This window comes from Streptomyces sp. NPDC001492 (assembly GCF_053597275.1).
Genome location: NZ_JBSFHW010000001.1, coordinates 246660 through 261876, shown reverse-complemented (window position 1 = coordinate 261876; position 15217 = coordinate 246660). Strand labels below are relative to the sequence as shown.

General features: G+C 70.6%; 15 protein-coding genes and 2 pseudogenes. 6 read left to right on the top strand and 11 right to left on the bottom strand.

Annotation, left to right across the window (positions count from 1 at the left end; genetic code table 11):
- Nucleotides 1-114 precede the first annotated feature (114 nt).
- Nucleotides 115-1929 (bottom strand): prolyl oligopeptidase family serine peptidase, encoded by a 1815-nt coding sequence (locus ACWC1K_RS01350; protein WP_450827774.1) that lies wholly within the window; start codon nucleotides 1927-1929, stop codon nucleotides 115-117.
- A gap of 114 nt (nucleotides 1930-2043) precedes the next feature.
- On the opposite strand from ACWC1K_RS01350, the gene ACWC1K_RS01345 reads away from it, so the two are divergent.
- Both ACWC1K_RS01345 and ACWC1K_RS01340 read left to right on the top strand, forming a co-directional pair.
- Nucleotides 2044-2901: a class I SAM-dependent methyltransferase gene (locus tag ACWC1K_RS01345; protein ID WP_450827772.1), complete on the top strand. Its 858-nt coding sequence runs from the start codon at nucleotides 2044-2046 to the stop codon at nucleotides 2899-2901.
- Nucleotides 2902-2954: 53 nt separating this feature from the next.
- On the top strand, nucleotides 2955-3734 hold the full coding sequence (locus ACWC1K_RS01340) for an SURF1 family protein (RefSeq protein WP_450827770.1): 780 nt from the start codon (nucleotides 2955-2957) through the stop codon (nucleotides 3732-3734).
- Nucleotides 3735-3971: 237 nt separating this feature from the next.
- Here the strand turns inward: ACWC1K_RS01340 and ACWC1K_RS01335 are convergent, their stop codons facing one another.
- The 4 genes from ACWC1K_RS01335 to ACWC1K_RS01320 form a co-directional block, all read right to left on the bottom strand.
- On the bottom strand, nucleotides 3972-5018 hold the full coding sequence (locus ACWC1K_RS01335; RefSeq protein ID WP_450827768.1) for a hypothetical protein: 1047 nt from the start codon (nucleotides 5016-5018) through the stop codon (nucleotides 3972-3974).
- A gap of 113 nt (nucleotides 5019-5131) precedes the next feature.
- A complete protein-coding gene (locus ACWC1K_RS01330; protein ID WP_123966511.1) occupies nucleotides 5132-5737 on the bottom strand; it encodes a SigE family RNA polymerase sigma factor in 606 nt (201 codons plus the stop codon).
- A gap of 517 nt (nucleotides 5738-6254) precedes the next feature.
- Nucleotides 6255-7307 carry an aspartate-semialdehyde dehydrogenase gene (locus ACWC1K_RS01325; RefSeq protein WP_450827766.1) on the bottom strand — a complete coding sequence of 351 codons (1053 nt, stop codon included), beginning with the start codon at nucleotides 7305-7307 and terminating at the stop codon, nucleotides 6255-6257.
- Nucleotides 7304-8581, bottom strand: coding sequence for an aspartate kinase (locus ACWC1K_RS01320; RefSeq protein WP_450827764.1), 1278 nt, complete (start codon nucleotides 8579-8581; stop codon nucleotides 7304-7306). The genes ACWC1K_RS01325 and ACWC1K_RS01320 overlap by 4 nt, the downstream gene beginning before the upstream one ends.
- 250 nt (nucleotides 8582-8831) lie before the next feature.
- Here ACWC1K_RS01320 and ACWC1K_RS01315 point away from each other — a divergent pair, with 250 nt between their 5' ends.
- The 3 genes and pseudogenes from ACWC1K_RS01315 to ACWC1K_RS01305 all read left to right on the top strand — a co-directional run.
- Nucleotides 8832-9560 (top strand): tRNA-dependent cyclodipeptide synthase, encoded by a 729-nt coding sequence (locus ACWC1K_RS01315; protein WP_450827762.1) that lies wholly within the window; start codon nucleotides 8832-8834, stop codon nucleotides 9558-9560.
- Nucleotides 9550-10752, top strand: coding sequence for a cytochrome P450 (locus ACWC1K_RS01310; protein ID WP_450827760.1), 1203 nt, complete (start codon nucleotides 9550-9552; stop codon nucleotides 10750-10752). The genes ACWC1K_RS01315 and ACWC1K_RS01310 overlap by 11 nt, the downstream gene beginning before the upstream one ends.
- Before the next feature lie 55 nt (nucleotides 10753-10807).
- A pseudogene (locus tag ACWC1K_RS01305) lies at nucleotides 10808-10879 on the top strand (response regulator transcription factor); the annotation flags it as partial.
- Between the two features lie 257 nt (nucleotides 10880-11136).
- On the opposite strand, the pseudogene ACWC1K_RS01300 reads toward ACWC1K_RS01305, so the two are convergent.
- The 6 genes and pseudogenes from ACWC1K_RS01300 to ACWC1K_RS01275 all read right to left on the bottom strand — a co-directional run.
- A pseudogene (locus tag ACWC1K_RS01300) lies at nucleotides 11137-11472 on the bottom strand (DUF742 domain-containing protein); the annotation flags it as partial.
- 20 nt (nucleotides 11473-11492) lie between these two features.
- The gene (locus ACWC1K_RS01295) at nucleotides 11493-12110 is read right to left on the bottom strand and encodes an RNA polymerase sigma factor (RefSeq protein WP_450827758.1); all 618 of its coding nucleotides are present in this window, start codon (nucleotides 12108-12110) and stop codon (nucleotides 11493-11495) included.
- Nucleotides 12107-12352 (bottom strand): hypothetical protein, encoded by a 246-nt coding sequence (locus ACWC1K_RS01290; protein ID WP_450827756.1) that lies wholly within the window; start codon nucleotides 12350-12352, stop codon nucleotides 12107-12109. Before ACWC1K_RS01290 ends, ACWC1K_RS01295 begins: the two co-directional genes overlap by 4 nt.
- A 126-nt stretch (nucleotides 12353-12478) precedes the next feature.
- Complete coding sequence (locus ACWC1K_RS01285) at nucleotides 12479-13141, bottom strand: DUF5063 domain-containing protein (RefSeq protein WP_450827754.1); 663 nt, start codon at nucleotides 13139-13141, stop codon at nucleotides 12479-12481.
- On the bottom strand, nucleotides 13134-13733 hold the full coding sequence (gene recR, locus ACWC1K_RS01280) for a recombination mediator RecR (RefSeq protein ID WP_030942251.1): 600 nt from the start codon (nucleotides 13731-13733) through the stop codon (nucleotides 13134-13136). Before recR ends, ACWC1K_RS01285 begins: the two co-directional genes overlap by 8 nt.
- Before the next feature lie 80 nt (nucleotides 13734-13813).
- Nucleotides 13814-14158 (bottom strand): YbaB/EbfC family nucleoid-associated protein, encoded by a 345-nt coding sequence (locus ACWC1K_RS01275; RefSeq protein WP_450827751.1) that lies wholly within the window; start codon nucleotides 14156-14158, stop codon nucleotides 13814-13816.
- A gap of 292 nt (nucleotides 14159-14450) precedes the next feature.
- Between ACWC1K_RS01275 and ACWC1K_RS01270 the strand changes: the two genes are divergently transcribed.
- Nucleotides 14451-15203 carry an SLATT domain-containing protein gene (locus tag ACWC1K_RS01270; RefSeq protein WP_450827749.1) on the top strand — a complete coding sequence of 251 codons (753 nt, stop codon included), beginning with the start codon at nucleotides 14451-14453 and terminating at the stop codon, nucleotides 15201-15203.
- Nucleotides 15204-15217: the final 14 nt, after the last annotated feature.

Below are 15217 nucleotides of genomic sequence, written 5' to 3'. Positions count from 1 at the left end.
TGCCGGCGTCGGCCGGGTGCCGCCTGCGCCCACCCGTGCCGCCCCAAGCGGCACGACTGCCCGCAAGCTCCGGCCGCACGGCCGCCGCAGACTCCGGCCGCACGGCCCCCGTAGCTACGCCAAGTACCGCTCCGCGAACTCCAGTTCCAGCCGGACCTGCTTGATTCTCTCGTCCACCACCAGCGAACCGTGGCCCGCGTCGTAGCGGTAGACCTCGTGGGTGGCGCCGCGGGCCTCCAGGCGCTTGACGTAGTTCTCGATCTGGCGGATCGGGCAGCGGGGGTCGTTGACGCCGGCCGAGATGTAGACCGGGGCTCTGACCTGGTCGACGTAGGTCAGGGGGGACGAGGCCTCGAAGCGTTCGGGGACCTCCTCGGGGGTGCCGCCGAGGAGGGTGCGGTCCATGGCCTTCAGGGCCTCCATCTCGTCGTGGTACGCCGTGACGTAGTCGGCGACCGGGACCGCAGCGATGCCGAGCGTCCAGGCGTCCGGCTGGACGCCGAGGCCGAGGAGGGTGAGGTAGCCGCCCCAGGAGCCGCCGGTGAGGATGAGGCGGTCGGGGTCCGCGAGGCCGGAGTCGACCGCCCAGGCGCGGACCGCCTCGATGTCCTCCAGTTCGATCAGGCCGACGCGGTGCTTGAGGGCGTCGGTCCAGGCGCGGCCGTAGCCGGTGGAGCCGCGGTAGTTGACGCGGATCACCGCGTACCCGTGGTCGACCCAGGCCGCCGGGCCCGCCGCGAAGGCGTCGCTGTCGTGCCAGGTGGGGCCGCCGTGGATGTCGAAGACCGTGGGCAGGGGGCCCGGGACGCCCTGCGGCTTCTGGACCAGGGCGTGGATCCGGCCGCCGGGGCCGTCCACCCATACGTCCTCCACCGGCACCGAGCCCGGGGACTTCATGCCCGGTGGGTCGAGGACGACCGCGCCCGTGGTCGAGCGGACCGCGGACGGTTCGGCGGCCGAGGACCAGAGGTACTCCACGCTGCCGTCGGGGCGGGCCGTCGCGCCGGAGACCGTGCCGGGCGGGGTGGGGATCTCCGTCAGGGCACGGCTCGCCAGGTCGTACCGGAACAGTTCGCTGCGGGCCTCGAAGCTGTGCACGATGAGCAGGCCGGTGCCGTCCGGAAACCACTCGGCGCTCACGTCACCGGGCAGTTCCAGGGCCAGGTCGGTCTCCTCGCCCGTCGCCACGTCCCAGACCAGGGGCTCCCAGCGGCCGCGGCGCTGGTGGCCGACGAGCAGCCGGGTGTCGCCCTCGACGGGGGCGAAGCCCAGGACCTCGAGGCCCAGCTCGGCCGTGCCGCCCTTGGTGTCGTCCAGCTCGGCGACCGTCGTGCCGTCGGGGCGCAGCACGCGCAGCGCGGAGTGCATGGCGTCGCCGTGCTCCGTGTGCTCGATGGCGATCAGCGAACCGTCGTGGGAGAGGTCGCCGACGCCGGCCGACTCGCGGTGGCGGTAGATCTCCACCGGGGCCTCGCCGGTGCGCGCGAGATGGATCGTCGTACCGTCCTCGTCCGTGGAGCGGCCGACGATCGCCGTGCGGCCGTCCCGGGCGAGGGCCAGGCCCGCCGGGTAGGAGGCCTCCAGACCGGGTGCCGCGAGCTCGTCCGCACCGCCGTCGAAGGGCTGTCTGCGCCAGACGCCGAACTCGTCGCCGTCCTTGTCGTCGAACCACCAGATCCAGGCGCCGTCGGGGGTGAGCAGGCCCTCCGTCGTGCCGTTCGGCCGGTCCGTGACCTGGCGTTGTCCGCCGGTCGCACGGTCCCAGGCGTACAGCTCGTACGTCCCCGTCGCGTTCGACACGAACAGGGAGCGGTCCGGTGCGTCCTCCGCCCAGTCGGGCAGCGACACCCGCGGCGCCCGGAAGCGCTTCTCCCAGTCCGGCATGTCCTCGTTCCGCTCCGGCGCGGCGGAGGCGTTGCTCTCAGTCATGGCCCCATAGTGCCTGGCCCCGCAGACAATTCGCTGGCGAGGCCCCCAGCCTGTGGATAACTTCTACCGGGCATTTACCGAACGCCCGTCCTAGCAGGTCAGGATCCCCGTCTCATGTCCACCCAAGGCCCTTCCCCCAGCCCGTCCCCCACCCCTGCCGACTGGCGCGAGGCCAACCGCGCCAACTGGGACGAGAGGGTCCCGCTGCACACGGCCGGCGACTTCTACGACCTCGACGGCTTCCGGGCCGGCAAGGACCCCCTGCGCCCCTTCGAACTGGCCGAGGTCGGTGACGTGACCGGCAGGTCGCTGCTGCATCTGCAGTGCCACATCGGCACCGACACCCTGTCCTGGGCCCGGCACGGCGCCGCCCGCGTCGTCGGCCTGGACTTCTCCGAACCGGCCGTCGCGGTCGCCCGTGATCTCGCCGCCGACCTGGGCCTCGGGCCCGAGCGGGCGCAGTTCGTCGCGTCCGACGTGTACGACGCGGCCTCCGCGCTCGCTGCGATGCCCGAGTCCTCGTACGACATCGTCTACACCGGCACCGGCGCGCTGTGCTGGCTGCCCGACATCCGGCGCTGGGCCGAGACGGCCGCCGGCCTCGTGGCGCCCGGCGGATTCCTCTACCTCGCCGAGTTCCATCCGCTGACCGACGTCCTCGACGACGAGACCGCCTCGCGGGTCGTGCGGGACTACTTCGATCGCGAGGCGCAGGTCTACGACTTCCCCGGCACGTACGCGGCGGAGAGCGCAGACACGGCCCACAACCGGACCGTGCAGTGGACGCACCCGCTCGGCGAGGTCGTCTCCGCGCTCGCGGCGGCAGGCCTGCGCATCGAGTTCCTGCACGAGCACGACGTCTCGGTGTTCCGGCAGTTCGAGGCCTTCGAGGAGCGGGACGGCTACTTCCGTCTTCCCGCGGGACGGCCCCGGTTTCCGCTGATGTACTCGCTGCGGGCGGCCAAGGCCTGATCGTCCGAACCCCGCGGCCGGGCCCGGCGGGGCCGCCCCGTACCGTTGACGGTGTGTACCGGTTTCTGCTGACGCCCCGTTGGTGGGGGATCAACGTCTTCGTGCTGCTCGCCATCCCCTTCTGCATCTTCATGGGGTCGTGGCAGCTGAGCCGGTTCGAGGACCGGGTGCAGGCCCATCGGGATGCGACCGAGCAGGTCACGACCGACCGGCACGAGACTGCCCGGCCGCTGCGGGAGCTGCTGCCCGTGAACAAGGCGACCTCCGGGCGGCAGGCCACCGCGACCGGGCGGTACGGCAAGCAGCTGCTCGTGCCGGACCGGCAGCTCGACGGCAGGCGCGGTTTCTATGTGCTCACGCTGCTGCGCACCGACGGCGGCAAGGCGCTGCCCGTGGTGCGGGGGTGGCTGCCGGGTTCCGCCGACGCGGCGAAGGCGCCCGCCGCGCCGAGCGGGGAGGTCACCGTCACCGGTGCGCTGCAGGCGTCCGAGACGCCGGGGGACAACGGGGTGAGTGCGCAGGGGGGGCTGCCGGCCGGGCAGACCGCGGCGATCAGTGCGGCTTCGCTGGTGAATCTTGTGCCGTACGGCGTGTATGACGCGTGGGTCACGCTGGACAAGGCGGACTCCGGGATGACTGCTGTGCCGGCGACGGCGCCCGCGGACTCGGGGCTCGATCTGAAGGCGTTCCAGAACCTCGGCTACACCGGGGAGTGGTTCGTCTTCGCGGGGTTTGTGGTGTTCATGTGGTTCCGGCTGCTGCGGCGTGAGGCGGAGTTTGCCCGGGATGCGGCGATGGGGCTGGTGGCCGAGGAAGAGGGCGTTGCTGTCTGAGCTCGGTGCCGCGTGACCCGGCGCTGCGGCTTGGGGGGTGTCGCTTGCCCGCGCTTGCGGGGTGCCGCCTGCGCCCACCCGTGCCGCCCTAGCGGCACGACTGCCCGCAGGCTACGCAGGGTACGGCTGCACGGCGGCACGGATGCCGCCGGCTACGCAGGGTACGGCGGTACCGATCCCCGCAGGTTGCGCAGGCTGCGGCCGTGCGGCTGCCCGCAGGCTGAAGGGCCGCGGGGTCTACGACCCGGCCAGTACCCCGGTGTAGATGACCGTCCCCGCACACGCGTTGGACACCGTCGCCGAGACCGTTGGGGAGCCGGCTGCTGTCGTGTGGGACACGATCACGCTGCCGTCTGCCGTGCCGTCCGCTCTCATCATCTGGGTGGTGACGCCGCTGTCCGTGCCGGTGGAGGTGGTGCCGGACGAGCTGCCGGCGTCCTCGGTCGGGCTGGGGCTGGCGGTGGGGCCGCCGTCGGTGGTGCCTCCGCTGGGGCCGCCCGTGGTGGGACAGGTCGCCGAGGGGACCCAGGCGAACTTCAGCTCGTAGGCCGCCCCCGGCTGCAGCTGCAGCCCGGTGATCTCGGTCGACGGGTCGGGCAGGCCCGGCGCGGCGTCCCCGGCCGCATGCCGTGCCTCGGAGATCTTGGTGCCGTCCGCGGCGCCCTGCGCGAGGACGTTGACCGTGCCCACGCCGCCGACGGTACAGGCGGAGGTGGAGATGTTGACGACACGGAAGGTGCCGTAGACCACGCCCCCTGCGTCGGGGGCGGCGACGGACTCGGTGGGCGAGCCGAGCTGGTCGGACGTGCACACGGGGGCGCCGACGGCGCTGGAGGTCGAGGGGTCGGTGCCGGCGCCGGCCGTGCCCGTACCGCTGCTCCTGCCCTTGCCGTCGCCCTTCGAGTCGCCCTTGCCCTTGCCCTGGGACTTGCCCGAGCTGCCGCCGGCAGTGCCCTCACTGCCGTCCGCGTTTTTTCCCTGGCTCGCCCCGCCCTGTGCCTGCGAGGCCTGGCCGGCGACGGACGGGTTGACGTCGGAGCCGGTGGAGTGGGAGACGTGCACCAGGGCCGGGACGGCGGTGCCGAGGAACAGCGCGGCGGCCGCCATGCCGACCATCGCCTGCCGCTTGCGGGCGCGCCGTGCGGGTACGGCCCGCCGCAGGTGGTCCAGCGTGCCGTCGCGCGGTTCGACCGTCTGCACCGCCTGGTGCAGCATCCTGCGCAGAGCCAGCTCGTCCGAGTCGAGCCCGCCCTCGGGGCTCTGGTCGTCGGGGCCGTGGTTCACAGTTCCGTTCCCAGCGTGCGATTTCCTGTGCTCTTGCTCTTGCCCTGCCGTCGGCTCGTGCCATGCGTAGGGCTCATGGCGGTCATGGGAGTCACGTCCCTCGCCGTCCTTGTTCATGCCGGTGCCTCCATCGCGAGGCGCAGGGCCGCGATGCCGCGCGAGCCGTAGGCCTTCACCGAGCCCAGCGATATCCCGAGCGTCTCGGCGACCTGCGCCTCGGTCATGTCCGCGAAGTAGCGCAGCACCAGGACCTCGCGCTGGCGGCGCTGCAGGCCCTTCATCGCCTTGATCAGGGAGTCGCGCTCCAGCTGGTCGTACGCGCCCTCCTCGGCGCTCGCCATGTCCGGCATCGGCTTGGACAGGAGCTTGAGGCCCAGGATGCGGCGGCGCAGGGCGGAGCGGGAGAGGTTGACGACCGTCTGACGCAGGTAGGCGAGGGTCTTCTCGGGGTCGCGGACCCGTTTGCGTGCCGAGTGCACGCGGATGAAGGCCTCCTGGACGACGTCCTCGCAGGAGGCGGTGTCGTCGAGCAGGAGGGCGGCGAGACCGAGCAGCGAGCGGTAGTGCGCGCGGTAGGTCTCGGTGAGGTGGTCGACGGTCGTACCGGCCGCCGCTGTGTCCTCGGCGTAGTCGGCGCCGTCACGCTGATTCGGTATGCGGGCGGGCCGCGCTGCGGGCATGGGCGCGATCACCGGCATGCCGCCGGGCGCGCCGGGCATGCGGGGTCGGAGCGACGGGCGGGGCGGCCGTAGGGCCGTACCGCGGGTCGCCGCTTGGAAGTCGAGAACCTCTGCCACGCCAGTTGGACACGTTTCCCCCCGTCAGGGTTGTACGTGCCGGGCGTCACTTTTGCGTCATGTGCCGCAGCCGGCCGTCCGGTGTCAGGCAGCGCAACTGACCGTGCGTCGAACGCCCTCATGCCTACCCGCTCTTCCCCTATATCCCGAATGTCCGAGGCGTCCCCACGCCTCACCGCGCATCCCCCGCGCCCCCGAAGGGCGTTCGCAAAGACGCTCCCCGCCCTTCGCGCGGTTGCGGAGAGCGGGGAGGGAAATCTTCGGATGCCTTGGTGGCCCGAGGCAAGTGGTACGGACCATTGGCCGGGCCACATGTCGCCCACAGATCCTACAAACCAAACAGGCCACGGCCAGGGCTTTTCCGGCAGTAACCCCTTACCTGTACATGTGTCGCAAGCAACACGGCACGTCATGGGAGCGCAACCATGGTCACGCCCCGTCACCCGAACTCGGTCGCCACCAGCTCCGCGATCTGTGCGGTGTTGAGGGCCGCACCCTTGCGGAGGTTGTCACCGCAAACGAAGAGTTCGAGCGCCGTGGGGTCGTCGAGGGCGCGCCGCACCCGGCCCACCCAGGTCGGGTCGGTGCCCACGACATCGGCGGGTGTGGGGAACTCGCCTGCCGCCGGGTCGTCGAAGAGGACGACTCCGGGGGCGGTGGCGAGGATCTCCCGGGCGCCGTCGACGGTGACCTCGCCCTGGAAGCGGGCGTGGACGGTCAGGGAGTGCGTGGTGACCACGGGGACCCGTACGCAGGTCACGGCGACGGGCAGCTTGGGCAGGCCGAGGATCTTGCGGGACTCGTCCCGCACCTTCATCTCCTCCGAGGACCAGCCGTCCTCGCGCAGGGATCCGGCCCACGGTACGACGTTCAGCGCGACCGGCTCCGGGAAGGGCCCGGTGTTGTCCCCGACGGCCCGCCGCACATCGCCGGGGCTGGTCCCCAGCTCCGTACCGGCGACGAGGGACAGCTGCTGCCGCAGGGTCTCCACCCCGGCCCGGCCCGCCCCGCTGACCGCCTGGTACGAGGAGACCACCAGTTCGCGCAGCCCGAACTCGGCGTGCAGCGCGCCCAGGGCGACGATCATGGAGAGGGTCGTGCAGTTGGGGTTGGCGATGATCCCGCGGGGCCGGCGGCGGGCGCAGTGCGGATTGACCTCCGGGACCACCAGCGGCACCTCCGGGTCCATCCGGAAGGCGCCCGAGTTGTCGACCACCACCGCGCCCTTGGCGGCGGCGATCGGCGCCCAGTGCGCGGACACCTCGTCGGGCACGTCGAACATGGCGACGTCGACCCCGTCGAAGGCCTCCTCGGTCAGGGCGACCACCTCGACCTCCTGACCGCGCACGGCCAGCTTGCGGCCGGCCGAGCGCGGTGAGGCGATCAGACGGATCTCGCCCCAGATGTCCGCGTGCTGGGACAGGATCTGGAGCATGACCGTGCCGACGGCCCCGGTCGCTCCCACGACCGCGAGCGTCGGTCGGGTCGTCATCGCCCGGTGCCTCCGTAGACGACCGCCTCGGCGGTGTCGGAGTCCAGGCCGAAGGCGGTGTGCACGGCGCGCACGGCCTCCGGGACGTCGTCGGCGCGGGTGACGACCGAGATACGGATCTCGGAGGTCGAGATCAGCTCGATGTTCACGCCCGCGTCGGACAGCGCCTCGAAGAAGGACGCCGTGACACCCGGGTTGGTCTTCATGCCGGCGCCGACGAGGGAGATCTTGCCGATCTGGTCGTCGTAGCGCAGCGACTCGAACCCGATGGCCGTCTTCGCCCGCTCCAGGGCGTCGATGGCCTTGCGGCCCTCGGTCTTGGGGAGGGTGAAGGAGATGTCCGTCAGCCCGGTGGAGGCGGCGGACACGTTCTGCACGACCATGTCGATGTTGATCTCGGCGTCGGCGATGGCGCGGAAGATCGAGGCGGCCTCGCCCGGCTTGTCCGGGACGCCGACGACCGTGACCTTGGCCTCCGAGGTGTCGTGCGCGACACCGGAGATGATGGCCTGCTCCACCTTCTTGTCCCCTTGCTCGATCGGCTCACTGCTGACCCAGGTGCCCTGCAGCCCGCTGAAGCTGGACCGGACGTGGATCGGGATGTTGTAGCGGCGGGCGTACTCCACACAGCGGTGGAGCAGCACCTTGGAGCCGGAGGCGGCGAGCTCCAGCATGTCCTCGAAGGCGATCCAGTCGATCTTCTTCGCCTTCTTCACCACGCGCGGGTCGGCGGTGAACACGCCGTCGACGTCGGTGTAGATCTCGCACACCTCGGCGTCGAGTGCGGCGGCCAGCGCCACGGCCGTCGTGTCGGAACCACCGCGGCCGAGCGTGGTGATGTCCTTCTTGTCCTGGCTGACGCCCTGGAAGCCGGCGACGATGGCGATGTTGCCCTCGTCGAGGGCCGTGCGGATACGGCCGGGCGTGACGTCGATGATCCGGGCTTTGTTGTGGACGGAGTCGGTGATGACGCCTGCCTGGCTGCCGGTGAACGACTGGGCCTCGTGACCCAGGTTTTTGATCGCCATGGCCAGCAGTGCCATGGAGATCCGCTCTCCGGCGGTCAGCAGCATGTCGAACTCACGCCCGGCCGGCATCGGAGATACCTGCTCGGCGAGATCGATCAGCTCGTCCGTCGTGTCGCCCATCGCGGAAACGACGACGACCACCTGGTGGCCGTTCTTCTTCGCTTCGACGATTCGCTTGGCGACGCGCTTGATGCCCTCGGCATCGGCTACGGAGGAGCCTCCGTACTTCTGCACGACAAGGCCCACGTGCGCTCCTCGCTCGTCCCGTATGTGTCGGCTCATTTTACCGAGCGCCCGAATCCGACCTCGGGGAAACCACATGGTGAGACCCGGCGCTCCAGCCCAGCCCCTGCCCACCTGGGACATGAACAGTCCGCAAAGTGGGCCAGGTCACCCGTTGACGCTCTGAGTAGCCGACCGATAACTTCGCGTCGTCGTCGCCACACCAGGGGCACAAGGCTCCATCGGGACTAGCGACGCGAAGGATTCTCCTTCCTTGACGACTGCGACCGTTTCCGAGATCCAGCACGTCACACCGGCCGGCCTCTTCCTGGTCCGCCCCTTCACCCCGCACTGCGAGGTCATCCGCACCGCAGCCGACCACGCCGTCATCGGCGTCTCCCCCGGCAACAGCTATTTCTCCGCACAGCGCATCCACGACCTGGCCCGCTGGGGCCTCGCCCTCTTCGAGCGCGTGGACTTCGTCTACACCGACCTGCACGTGGCCGAGATGTACGAGGCCTCCGGCTATACGGCCGACGACGCGCGCCGCAAGGCGGTGAAGAACCTGCGCGGCGTGCGCGCCAAGGTCCTCGCCGCCGTCGAGGCCGCAGACCCCGGCGGCACCCGCCTGAGGGCCCACGCCATGTCCGCGCTGCGCGACAACCCGGCGTACCGGGAGATCCACGAGGATCTGCGCGCCCGGCTGTCCGGCGACGACGAGTTCCGTACGACCTGCGAGAAACTCGTCGACTCCTTCCTGTCGACCAAGGCGCAGGAGGTGACCGCGCGGCAGCGGGCCGTGTGCATGGAGTACGTCACCGCGGAGGCGCCCCTCTTCCTGGACACCCCCGCCATCCTGGGCGTCCCCTCCTCCCTCAACTGCTACCACCAGCTCCTGCCGATGGCCGAGCTGCTCTACTCGCCCGGCGCGGGGCTGCGTGCCTCCCGCAACCAGGGCCACGCCATCGTCACGCCCGCCGAGGGAGCCACCGATGCCCGCTGAGACCATGCCCACCGAGGAACTCATCGACTTCCCGTTCTCCTGGCGAGGCGACCAACTCCCCGCCGAGGTGGCTCAGTTGCGTGAGTCGACACCCGTGCGGCGGGTGCGCACCATCGCGGGTGACCAGGCCTGGCTGGTGTCCTCGTACGAGCTGTGCAAGCAGGTCCTGGAGGACCCGCGGTTCAGCCTGAAGGACACCTCGGCCCCCGGGGTCCCCCGCCAGTACGCGCTGACGATCCCGCCCGAGGTCGTCAACAACATGGGGAACATCACGGGCGCCGGACTGCGCAAGGCCGTGCTCAAGGCCCTCAGTCCGAAGAGCCCGGGCCTGGTGGAGTGGCTGCGGTCCTACGCCGACGAGCTCGTCGAGGGCCTGGTGCGCGAGGGCGCTCCCGTGGACCTGCGGGGCGGCTTCGCCGACCCGTACTCGGCGGGCATGCACTGCCGCATCCTCGGCATCCCGCGGCAGGACGCGCCCGGGCTGATGCGGAGCCTGGACATCGCGTTCATGAACTCGGCCTGTCCCATCACGGGCGCCCGGCTCAACTGGGACCGCGACATCGCGTACATGACCGAGCGGCTGGACGACCCGGCGACCACGGGTCTGATGGCCGAGCTCGCCGCCCTGCGCGCCGACCCCGACTACGCCCATCTCACCGACGAGATGCTCGCGACGGTCGGCGTGACGATGTTCGGCGCGGGCGTCATCTCGACGTCCGGCTTCCTGACCATGGCCCTGGTGTCGCTGATCCAGCGCCCCGAGCTGCAGGAGGAGCTGGTCGCGGACCCCGGGAAGATCCCCGCGGCCGTCGACGAGCTGCTGCGCGTCAACCTGTCCATCGGCGACGGGCTGCCGAGGCTCGCGACCGAGGACGTACCCCTCGGTGACGTGCGGGTGGCGGCGGGCGAGCTGGTCCTCGTCCTCGTCGAGGGCGCGAACTTCGACCCGTCCGCCTTCCCCGACCCGCACACCGTCGACCTGACCCGCGCCAACTCCACGGCCCACCTCTCCTTCGGCGGCGGCAGTCACTACTGCCCCGCCACCGCCCTCGGCCGCAAGCACGCCGAGATCGCACTGGAGCGGCTCCTCGACCGCATGCCCCGGCTGCGTCTCGCGGTGCCGATCGAACAGCTGGTGTGGCGGACCGGGTTCATGAAGCGGATCCCGGAGCGGCTGCCCGCCATGTGGTGATCCACCCGGACTCGGCGGCCGGTCGTCCTCGACTTTCCAGCATGGGGGTGCGCCTGTGCGCGTACTTCTGCCGGAAGACGACGAGCCGGTCGCCGAGTCCCTCCGCCGCGGGCTCGTCCGGTACGGGTGAGAGCGTCATGTGTCCAGGTCCGTCCGGCGGCGCAGGATGTCGAGGAGTCCGGCGTCGACGTCCAGGACCCCGGTGAGATCCTCCACGGCATCGTCGTAACGAGCCTGGAGCAGCACTTCCTGGAGACCGGCCTCTGTGTCGATCACGTCGTCGAGGTCGTCGACAAGTGCCCTGTGGTCGTCCTCAGGGTTCCGCTCCGCGGCGGCCGACGCAGGCGGGAGCGTATCCGTTCGATGTGCCGCAGCCGGCACATCCAGTGCGCGAAGTCCGCTCAACACCCTTTCCAGCAACGAGACATCGGGCATGCCGCCGGCATTTTCGTCACCACCCGGCTGATGGATGGAGACGAGTCCCGCCTCAGCCAGGTCGGCGACGAGGATACGGGCGACGCCGAGCGGGATGGCCAGCAGCGCCGACACCTCTGCCACCGACTTCACCTCACGGCACAGGTCGCAGATCCTCCGGTGCTCCGGGAGCAGGCCCGTCAGCTGCGCCGGACTCGCTGTCGTGGACACCAGGGCCTCGATCGCCAACTGATAGCGCGGACGGGTCCGGCCGCCGGTCATGGCGTAGGGACGTACCAGCGGTGCCTGTGTGTTCTTGTCGTCGGTCACGTGCCGCTGGTCGGGCATTGGTCCCCCTCTCCGTCCTTGGCGTCCTTGAAGTAGTCGGCAACGGCTCGCCGGGCTCTCATGAGGTGGGCGCGGACCGTCGCGGGCTCCAGCCCCAACTGCTCGCCGATCTCCTTGGGGGTGAAGGACTGGAACGTGAGGGACAGGACCTGGCGTTGCCGGGGAGGCAGTGTCTTCAAGGCCTGGACTATGCGGTGCCTGGTCTCGAACTCCTCGAGCTCGTCGGGGTTGGGCACCAGCGAGGTGGGCTCCGGTAACTCCCCTACGGGAGCCTCCCTTTGGAGGCTCGCCACCTTGCGCCCCCACATCCGCCCCGCGGAGACGTAGACGTAGGCGCGCGGGTGCTCGACGTCGTCCCAGCGCCTGAACAGCTCGGTCATGCACTCCTGGGCTATGTCGGCGGCGGTCGTCGGCGGTACGCCCGTGGTGATCAGGTGCGCGATCAACGGCTTGATCGACTCGCGGTAGAACGCGGAGAAGGCCTCGACGGTCGCGGCACGGTCCACCTTGCGGTGATCCTCGGGTGCCGGGCAGACCTCTTCCCGTTCCCGTCCGACCAGGTGATCGGGCCCCTCGGGCGGATCGATCGTACTCACGTCGCGCTCTTCTCCCCCCGGCTGCGCGTGATGCTGATGCGAAGGCTGTGGCCGTCGGGGCGTTGCTCCACGACCTCCGCCTGGTCGCTCCCGGCAATCGACCTGGACACCTCGGTGAGGTGTTGCCGCTGCACCTGCTCATGCCTGGTGCGCCAGCGCAGACGCAGCCACAAGGCTGTCAGCAGGCAGACCTTTCCGCTGACGACCGAACCGATCGCCAGGACGACGGCTGTCGTATCCATGCCGGTTCCTCTCCCTCGACGGCCGGGGCACTGTGCCCCGGCACATGAGTGGAGAGTCCCGACGGGGCGTCAGCGTGTAACGCCGGCACGGGATGTGAGACCAGGTCTCACCCGCCCGCTTGCCGTCTACTTGCCGGGCTGCATCCCCAACGGCCCCCCGATCTCCTCCTGCATCACCTTGCCGGCCTCGAACTCCAGGGTCTCGTCGCCCATCGGGCTCTGGTCCGTGTCCAGGCCGTCCAGTTCCTCCAGGGGCTGGTTCAGGCGGACGTGGGCCACCACCGACTGCAGGGCGCGCAGGGTGGCCGAGGCCGTCGAGCCCCAGTTGGAGAAGTAGGAGAACTGCCACCACCACAGGGCCTCCGTGGTGCGGCCCGCGCGGTAGTGGGCCATGCCGTGGCGGAGGTCGGTGATGACGTCGGTCAGGTCGTCGGAGATACGGGCCGGGACCGGGGCCTTGCGCGGCTCGTAGGGGTCGAAGACCTCGGAGTAGACGTCGATCGGGTCCAGGAGGCGGGCGAGGTTCTCACGGAGTTCGTCCACGTCGACGTCCGGGCCCGTGTCGGGCTCGTAGCGCTCGTCGGGGACGATGTCCTCGTGCGCGCCGAGGCGGCCGCCGGCCAGCAGCAGCTGGGAGACCTCCAGGAGGAGGAAGGGCACGGCGGAGTCGGGCTCGTCGCCCTTCGCCACCTCCGTCACCGCCACCAGGAAGCTCTCCACCTGGTCCGCGATCTGGACCGCGAAGTCGTCCGGGTCCTGCGTCGCGTCGTGCAGCGTGGCGTCAGACATCTAGGAGTCGTCTCCCCTCGAAGGCGCGGCCGAGGGTCACCTCGTCCGCGTATTCCAGGTCTCCGCCCACCGGGAGGCCGCTGGCCAGGCGGGTGACCTTGAGGCCCATGGGCTTGATCATGCGGGCGAGGTACGTCGCCGTGGCCTCGCCCTCCAGGTTCGGGTCCGTGGCCAGGATCAGTTCCGTGACCGTCCCGTCGGCCAACCGCGCGAGAAGTTCCCGTATACGGAGGTCGTCGGGGCCCACGCCCTCGATGGGGCTGATCGCGCCCCCGAGTACGTGATAACGGCCGCGGAACTCGCGGGTGCGCTCGATGGCCACCACGTCCTTGGGTTCCTCGACCACGCAGATGACGGAGAGGTCGCGGCGGCTGTCGCGGCAGATGTTGCACAGCTCTTCCTGTGCGACATTGCCGCAGGTCGCGCAGAAGCGGACCTTCGCCTTGACCTCCATCAGGGCCTGCGCGAGCCGCCGTACGTCCGTCGGTTCCGCCTGCAGGATGTGGAAGGCGATCCGCTGGGCGCTCTTGGGACCGACGCCGGGCAGCCGCCCCAGCTCGTCGATCAGGTCCTGCACCACGCCTTCGTACACGGACTGCCGTCCTTCCCGGGGTTCCTTACAAGTACGTACCGTAGTTTGCGGACGCCGCTCTTAGAAAGGCAGGCCCGGTCTCAGAACGGCAGGCCCGGGATACCGCTGCCACCGCCCAGGCCCTGGGCCAGCGGGCCCAGCTTCTGCTGCTGGAGGTTCTGGGCGTTCTCGTTGGCCGCCTGGACCGCCGCGACGATCAGGTCCGCGAGGGTCTCGGTGTCCTCGGGATCCACCGCCTTCGGGTCGATCTTCAGCGCCCGCAGCTCGCCGGAGCCGGTGACGGTGGCCTGCACCAGGCCGCCGCCCGCCTGCCCGTCGACCTCCGTCTGTGCCAGCTCCTCCTGCGCCCGCTGCAGGTCCTGCTGCATCTTCTGGGCCTGCTGGAGCAGCTGCTGCATATTGGGCTGGCCACCACCGGGAATCACGATCAGCTCCTGGTTCGTACGGCTGTATGGGCGAGGTTTTCCCGCCTGGCACGAGCCTACGTGGTCCAGGCAGCCATCGCCCCAGCACTCTTTCGAGTGAGGCGTTGCCGAGTCCTATACCTGATCAAGACCCCCTTACGGGCGGAATAGAGGTGAATTCGGGGGCCGAGCCACCCATTGGGCGGTAGGAAGGGTCGGGCACATCGGGATCGGGCGTCACGCAACGTGTTCGGTCCTGGTCAGCCTCGTGATCAGTCTCGTGATCAGCGTCGTGATCAGTAGGGAGTGCCGTGTGGGTCAGCCGGAGATGCAGCCCGAGGGGCCGGCTCAGGACGGGTGGGGCGAGGGTGCGGCCGGGCTGCGGCCGGGCGATCTGATCGGGCGGTCGTTCCCGCTCGGGGACTGGGGCGAGCCGGCCGAGCGGCTGCACGAGCTGTATCTGTGGGTGGAGCGCGGGGCGCTGCAGACGGCGGCCTGGTATCTCGCGGACCGGGTGTGGAAGCGGCGGGGTGCGCGGGCGCTGCGCACGGGGGCCGCGGTGGGGGCGGTGGCCGGGGCCGCGCTGCCGCTGCTGGATCTGACCGGCGTGGCCGCCGGGATGGCCGCCTGGGGGTATCTGGCGCTGCTGTTCGCGGTGGCGTGTGTGGCCGTGGACCGGTTCTTCGGAGTGACCTCGGGCTGGATAAGGGATGTGGCGACCGCGCAGGCCGTGCAGCGGAGGCTGCAGGTGCTCCAGTTCGACTGGGCCTCGGAGAGTGTGCGGGAGGTGCTGGGCCCCGCGGAGGGCACGGCGAGCGAGGCCGTCGAGCGCTGCCTTGCGGTGCTGCGGCGCTTCTCGGAGGACGTGACGGAGCTGGTGCGCACGGAGACGGCCGACTGGATGGTGGAGTTCCGGACCGGTGGCTCGGCGCCGATGGGGATCCAGTCGGCGCCGGCAGGGGCGGGCCGGCAGGAGACGGGCAGTGCGCCGGGCCGCTTCCCGCTGCCTCCGGGGGCTGGCTCACGGCCGAACATGCCGCGTCAGCGGCCGCCCGAGCCGCGGTGACGGGACGCTCCGCC

Excerpts from the sequence above, each read along its gene's own strand:
- ACWC1K_RS01350 (WP_450827774.1), bottom strand. The coding sequence starts at position 1,929 with ATGACTGAGAGCAACGCCTCCGCCGCGCCGGAGCGGAACGAGGACATG.
- ACWC1K_RS01345 (WP_450827772.1), top strand. The coding sequence starts at position 2,044 with ATGTCCACCCAAGGCCCTTCCCCCAGCCCGTCCCCCACCCCTGCCGAC.
- ACWC1K_RS01330 (WP_123966511.1), bottom strand. The coding sequence starts at position 5,737 with ATGCCCGGCGCGCCCGGCGGCATGCCGGTGATCGCGCCCATGCCCGCA.
- ACWC1K_RS01325 (WP_450827766.1), bottom strand. The coding sequence starts at position 7,307 with ATGACGACCCGACCGACGCTCGCGGTCGTGGGAGCGACCGGGGCCGTC.
- ACWC1K_RS01310 (WP_450827760.1), top strand. The coding sequence starts at position 9,550 with ATGCCCGCTGAGACCATGCCCACCGAGGAACTCATCGACTTCCCGTTC.
- ACWC1K_RS01290 (WP_450827756.1), bottom strand. The coding sequence starts at position 12,352 with ATGGATACGACAGCCGTCGTCCTGGCGATCGGTTCGGTCGTCAGCGGA.
- ACWC1K_RS01285 (WP_450827754.1), bottom strand. The coding sequence starts at position 13,141 with ATGTCTGACGCCACGCTGCACGACGCGACGCAGGACCCGGACGACTTC.